The sequence below is a fragment of the Williamwhitmania sp. genome (assembly GCA_035529935.1).
GTDB lineage: Bacteria > Bacteroidota > Bacteroidia > Bacteroidales > Williamwhitmaniaceae > Williamwhitmania.
Genome location: DATKVT010000216.1, coordinates 1 through 6,461 on the forward strand (window position 1 = coordinate 1; position 6,461 = coordinate 6,461).

Consider the following 6,461-nt stretch of genomic DNA (forward strand, 5'->3'; position numbering starts at 1 on the left):
GAGCACCTGGCCGTAAGACATTCTCATTGTGAAGTTGGCGTCGGGGTAGTGTGCCTTTTGTGGTTCCATTGCTAGAATACCCGCAATGTATAGGCGATGTCCTTTCTCAAAGTCGTCTTTGAAGGGGGCCATGCTCGTCGATGCTGCTCTCAGGGTTGCAATAATTGAATTGCCCATTTTTGCAACAGGATCATTATTGAGAACCTCCTTGCTTGGGTTCTCCACAAAGGCTAATGCTTTGGCTTTGCTCGCAAAAATGGAGGTGGCATAGAGGTTATCAATGTAGCTATCGGTGTTACCTCCATACAGGGAGTCGATGGTGGCATAAAATTCGGGAAGGTAGCTAGCGCCAACTCTCGACTTATAAACTTTTACAAGGCTGAGTGCGACCTTTTTGTCGAGTGGAGTGCTAAAATCCTTGTAGAAATCCTCAAGTGCTTTTTTCCATTCTTTCTGAATAGTTGCCTTCTCCTCATCGGTTTTGGCCATGGTATAGCGGCCAAGGTAAGCTGTAGAAATACGGGCCGGGTTTAGAATTTCAGTTCCCATTAGAAAACATTCGTAAAGATTTTGCTGCGCGTTGAGCATCTCTTTTCTGCCTTCTACCGCCGATTTAATTAGGTTAAGTGCATCGCCATACTCCTTTACCCTATCAGGGCTCTGGTTTACCCAAGCCATGAATTTTTCTTCCTCTGCTTTTTTAGTGTCATAAACATGTAGGCGCTTCAACCCCCTGTTCATGCCAATGGAGTTCTTCCAATAGTTGCTCGACATGGCAAACTTGGAGGCGTACATGATACGGATTGTATCGTTGGCCCGCATATCTTTAGAGAGAATATCTTGACGTATGCCTCTATCGTAAATGCGATTTGGGTTTACAAGGTTGAGCGTTTCATTTACTTCGTAGGAAGTCATGTAGCGCTCGGTAGAACCAGGATAACCCATAATCATGGCAAAGTCGTTTTTCTTAACGCCTTTAATGGAGATGGGAAAGTGGTATTTCGGCTTCAACGGCACGTTATCTTTTGAGTATTCTGCAGGATTGCCATTTTTATCTGCATAAACTCTAAACAATGAAAAGTCGCCGGTGTGGCGTGGCCACATCCAGTTGTCGGTTTCTCCACCAAACTTACCAATGGAAGAGGGAGGTGCTCCCACCATTCTAATGTCCTTGTAAGTTTCGTAAACCAACATGTAGTAATTGTTACCACCAAAGAAGTTCTTAACCTGAGCATTGTAAAGTGTGCCCTGAGTTGCCTTGTCGGCAAGGGCCTTGCCAGCCCTGTAGGCAATCATATCGCGCTCAGTTTCTGTTTTGGCAATCTTTACTGAGTCGAGAATTTGCTTGGTTACATCCTCGATGCGCACCAAGAAGGTAACAGTTAGTCCGGGGGTTGGAATTTCTTCCGCCATGGTTTGAGCCCAGAAACCATCCTTCAAGTAGTCGTTGTCCACGGTGCTATGTTCCTGAATGGCTTCGTAACCGCAGTGGTGGTTGGTGAGGATTAAACCTTTGTCCGAAATTATTTCGCCGCTGCAACCACGGCCAAAAATAATCACAGCATCCTTAAGACTTGTTTTGTTAATGCTGTAGATGTCCTCAGCTGAAAGCTTAAAGCCTTCCTTTTTCATCTGCTTAATGTTGAGCTGCTGAATAAGGGGCAGCAGCCACATTCCTTCGTCGGCAATGGCTGGAGTGCCAAATATCAGGAATGCTCCAAGAAAAATAGCCAGTAGTTTTTTCATGATTTGAATTTGGGTTTAGTTTGGTTATAATGTGCTTTGATTGCGTTAATGGTCAAAGGTTAAATTTTAGCTGTCGATTTGTGAGGGAAAAACTTTTTCGATGAAGCGATGAGATGCCGTATTGCTGAATTGCTTGGCGGTGGATTAGCGTTGGGTAGCCCTTATTTTTGCTCCATCCATATATTGGATAATCAACGTGTAATGCCTCCATTAGCTCGTCTCTGTAAGTTTTGGCTAGGATTGAGGCAGCGGCAATGCTTGCATAAATGCCATCGCCTTTTACCACGCAAAGGTGGGGCAGCTGGTTATACTTTTTGAATCGGTTGCCATCAACTAAGATGAATTCAGGCCTCACAGAAAGATCGTCGAGCGCCTGATGCATAGCTAGAATGGAGGCATTTAGAATATTTATGCTATCGATGGTGGGCGCATCTACCACAGACACGCTATAAGCTACGGCCTCACTCTCTATTATGGCGCGAAGGCGATTCCGCTTTTTAGCTGACAGCTTCTTTGAATCGTTTATCTCCTCATTGCTAAAATTGTAGGGAAGAATAACAGCGGCGGCCACCACTGGTCCAGCAAGGCATCCTCTGCCGGCTTCATCGCAGCCAGCCTCCAATTGGTTTTCGATATAGTATGGCTTAAGCATTATAGTATACCATTTTCTGATGCCACTTGCAAGGTCGCGTGCCAGAGGCGTTCTGCCGTTATGTCCCATGAAAACAATTTCACTCGCTCCAGCCCCTTGCTTACAAGCTCGTTGGCAAGTAGAGGGTTTGTCGATAGCCTGATCATGGCTGCGGCAATCTCCTCCACACAGAATGGGTCTACCAGCAGCGCTGCATTCTGGGTAACTTCGGGAATCGATGTTCTGTTTGAGGCAATAATGGGAACCCCGCAGCGCATGGCCTCCACGAGAGGTATACCAAAGCCTTCAAAGTAGGGTACAAAAACCAGGGAGAATGCAGCGCCCATTACCTTCTGAAGTCGAGCAATGTTAAGCCTGCCTGTAAAAACCACATCATCCTTATATTCCATTTCATAGTATGCCCTACGAATGTCTGCCGTTTTAAACATTTTTTCACCAACCAGCACCAGCTTATACTGCTCACCATGCTTTTGTCGAAAAAGGTCAAATGCCCTGATAAGCCGAGCAACATTCTTCCGTGGGTTGAATGCGCCAACAAAAAGGAAGTAGGGTTTGCCTTCGGTTAATGATGCCCGTTCAGCATCAACCTCCTGCGGGGTGAGGATGGTGTACGACGGATTTACCCCATTGTAAGCAACTGATATTTTATCAAGGGGGAGGTTATAGGTTGAGGCGATGTCCGATTTCGAGTATTCTGAAACGGTGACAATGTGCGCTGCCTTTTTCGCAAATAGGGGAAAGAAGTGGTTAAAATACCAGCCCGTAAGTATGGGCATCCCTTCGGGGTGGTGGGCAAAGTTGATGTCGTGAATCACTGCAATGGAGGGCACCTTCGTTCTCGTGGAGAGGTAACCATCAGGAGAAATAAAAATATCAATATTGTTTTTCCTCAAAAAACGAGCGACTGAGAATTCAAACCATATATACCATAGCACAGGATGGCGCGACTGTGGCGGAAGAACTACCGGAGTTACATTTTTGGTAAATATATATTCGTTGCTACATGGCCTGTCGAACAAGAAAAAGAACTCGTGTTCTGGATGATTCCCAACAATTCGTTTCAGCGTTTCATAGGTAAACCAACCTATACCTTCCAGCCTGTTGGGCAAAAGGAGCCTTGTGTTGACAGCAATTTTCATAAAAAAAAACAATATTGAGCGAAGATAGTGGTTTTCTCCAAGCGCGCTTTACTATATTTGAAGTCCCAAACCTGAAATTAACCTAAGTGAAGAAGACTTTTCTCACTAACCTTCTTTTACTCCTGTTCCTGAATCTTTTGGTAAAGCCATTCTGGATACTGGGGATTGATCGTACGGTGCAAAACACCGTTGGGGCTTCGGAGTATGGATTTTACTTCTCCCTATTCAGCTTTTCCATCCTGTTTAACATACTCCTCGATCTGGGTATCACCAACTTCAACAACAGGGAGATATCTATGCATCCGCAGCTGCTTACAAAGTATTTCTCAAATCTTTCACTGCTTAAACTTTTTCTTGGTGGTGGCTACTTTGTGGTGAGCTTGGTGGTAGGTTACCTTATTGGCTATGGGCCGCGGCACCTTTACATGCTCTCCTTTTTACTCCTTAACCAGCTGCTGGCCTCGCTCATACTCTATCTCCGATCGAACCTAAGTGGCTTGCAATACTTTAAAACGGACTCGGTTATGTCTGTGCTCGACAGGGTATTAATGATTATTCTCTGCGGCTTTCTTCTCACAAGCAAAAGTTTAAGCATCTCATTTCGAATAGAGTGGTTTGTATATGCACAATCAATTTCCTATGCTACAACGGCAGTAATAGCGTTTGCCTTGGTGTATCGGCGTGTCACATTCTTTAGGCCTAGGCTCGACGTAGTCTTTCTGCTTTCCATCTTTAAGCGCAGCTATCCATTTGCCCTTTTTTCGCTCCTAATGGTGTTTTACTACCGTATAGATAGTGTAATGCTGGAGCGCATGCTTCCCAATGGTGAGCAGCAGGCGGGTATTTATGCTCAGGCCTTCCGCCTTCTCGATGCCGCCAACATGGTTCCTCTCCTTTTTGCTGGTTTGCTCCTGCCCATGTTCTCTTCCATGCTTTCGCGAAAAGAGGATGTGATTCCATTAATGAAGCTCTCATTCAACTTGCTTATAACACCCGTGGTGGGGCTCGCCTCCTTTGTCTTCTGGTATCGCCACGAAACTATTGACTTGCTATACCATAGCCATGTGGATGCATCGGCCTCAATTTTGGGGTTGCTCATGATTTCCTTTGTGGCCATAAGTGCCACCTATATTTACGGAACGCTGCTCACCAGCAATGGGAACTTGCGATACCTTAACTATATCTCACTATTTGGGGTAGTAGTAAATGTTCTGCTTAACCTCCTGTTAATTCCTACGCTTGGCCCCGTTGGGGCTGCAATAGCAAGCTTAGCCACACAACTTGTTGCAGCAGGGCTGCAGCTTTACCTTTGCTATTCTATTTTCAAAATCAGCATAGAAGTGAAGGAAAGTGTGCTCCAACTTTTATACCTGCTAGTTGCTATTCTGGTCCCCGTGGTGACTCACCTATTAATTCCACGACTGCTGTTTGGATTTATTATTTCTCTGGTAGTATGCTTTGCGGCAGCCATTATTCTTAAAAGAATTAACTTTACAGTTCTTTTTAAAATCCTCAAGCAGGAGGAACTATAGTTAAATACTTTTCCGAGTTGTTTTATTCCGATAGAAAATATAATTTTAAGGTGGAATAAAATCACTTAACAACATAGAAGTGTGATGGAAGTTCTTCTCGAAAAAACAACCGATACACCCCTAATTCATTTTGCTCCAGGAATGCTCGTTATAGAAGGACGGTCAATTACGGAGGATATTTTAGGATTTTGGAATCCGCTTTTGGCGTGGACTGCTCAGTATATTAAACAGCCCGAAAAGCATACCTTAGTCGAAATTGGGCTGGAGTACATCAATAGCAGCTCCAGCAAATTCATCAACGAGATTCTTCAAATGCTCGCATCGATGAAGGATAAAGGTATGGTATTGGAGGTCAACTGGAGTTATGAGGAGGACGACGAGTCTATTTTGCAGTTGGGCAGAGACCTGGAAGCCCTTTGCGGAACTAAGTTTAACTTTAAAGAAATCGATACCGTTCGGGAGCGAGCTCGAAAGTTAACCATACGGCGAAAGAAAACAGGCGAGGAGTACACCATTACTGGCCGTTACTGGGAGTCGGTGGTGCGAAATGGGCACAGCGAGGAGTATGAGGTTATTGAACAAAAGGAAGACAACTAGAACTAACTAGTGCAAAAATGGACAACCTAGAGGTAGCAGAGACTATTACTACACCGGCTATATCATTTAACTCGTCCACTGGACGACTGTTTATTAACGGGAAATCAATTCCTGAAAACGTATTTGACTTTTATACACCCGTGCTCAGCTGGATTGACGAATATTCGAGCACCCCAAATCCTCAAACGGTTCTTGAGCTAAAGCTGGAGTACTTTAACACCAGCTCCTCGAAGCGGATTTTCGACATCATGAAGCGCATGGAAAAGTTGGCGATGAGCGATCTCTCCAAGGTTACCATTATTTGGTACTACGAGGAGGATGACGAGGATATCTACTTCGCTGGCAACGACTACAAGGCCATCCTCAACCAGAAGGTGGACTTTCGGATGGTGGAGATTGACGGGTAGGCTTTCTTTGTATTTTCAATTAACATTTTTCGCCCCAAACCTTTAAGGATTTTGAAATCCCCTTTTTTCAGAGAAGTATCTCTGTTTGTGGGATTCTATTCTTTATGCTGTGCCATGGTTGCAGTGGCGGAATCCCGCTATAGGTGTAGGCAAGGAACCATCCAACATTAATTGAAAGCGATTTCAATCAATCACTGGCTCCGCTCATGAGTTCGCCTCCTTCGACGGCTCGGTTCCAGTGTGGTGTGATTCATTGTTCAAATGTAGCAATTTCAATTGCTCGCTCGCACATGCCAACCCGCACTCCGCTCGCGATCCCGAAACCATATGGCTTACATCGCTGGGGCAGGTTGTTGTCTCCGGTTCTTTGGGTAAGGTTTAAGCGGGT

The 6,461-nt window shown here is 44.9% G+C and carries 6 protein-coding genes; 3 read left to right on the plus strand and 3 right to left on the minus strand.

Annotated features, from left to right (window positions below; translation table 11 throughout):
• The 3 genes from VMW01_16585 to VMW01_16595 all read right to left on the minus strand — a co-directional run.
• A partial coding sequence (locus VMW01_16585; protein HUW07865.1) for a S46 family peptidase occupies positions 1 to 1,746 on the minus strand: 1,746 nt, incomplete at its 3' end.
• Positions 1,747 to 1,798: 52 nt separating this feature from the next.
• A complete protein-coding gene (locus tag VMW01_16590) occupies positions 1,799 to 2,398 on the minus strand; it encodes a ribonuclease HII (protein HUW07866.1) in 600 nt (199 codons plus the stop codon).
• The gene (locus tag VMW01_16595; GenBank protein ID HUW07867.1) at positions 2,398 to 3,537 is read right to left on the minus strand and encodes a glycosyltransferase family 1 protein; all 1,140 of its coding nucleotides are present in this window, start codon (positions 3,535 to 3,537) and stop codon (positions 2,398 to 2,400) included. Before VMW01_16595 ends, VMW01_16590 begins: the two co-directional genes overlap by 1 nt.
• An 86-nt stretch (positions 3,538 to 3,623) precedes the next feature.
• Between VMW01_16595 and VMW01_16600 the strand changes: the two genes are divergently transcribed.
• The 3 genes from VMW01_16600 (at position 3,624) to VMW01_16610 (ending at position 6,073) form a co-directional block, all read left to right on the plus strand.
• The gene (locus VMW01_16600; GenBank protein HUW07868.1) at positions 3,624 to 5,069 is read left to right on the plus strand and encodes a polysaccharide biosynthesis C-terminal domain-containing protein; all 1,446 of its coding nucleotides are present in this window, start codon (positions 3,624 to 3,626) and stop codon (positions 5,067 to 5,069) included.
• An 84-nt stretch (positions 5,070 to 5,153) separates the two neighbouring features.
• Positions 5,154 to 5,666: a DUF1987 domain-containing protein gene (locus VMW01_16605; GenBank protein HUW07869.1), complete on the plus strand. Its 513-nt coding sequence runs from the start codon at positions 5,154 to 5,156 to the stop codon at positions 5,664 to 5,666.
• A gap of 17 nt (positions 5,667 to 5,683) precedes the next feature.
• Complete coding sequence (locus VMW01_16610) at positions 5,684 to 6,073, plus strand: DUF1987 domain-containing protein (protein ID HUW07870.1); 390 nt, start codon at positions 5,684 to 5,686, stop codon at positions 6,071 to 6,073.
• Positions 6,074 to 6,461: the final 388 nt, after the last annotated feature.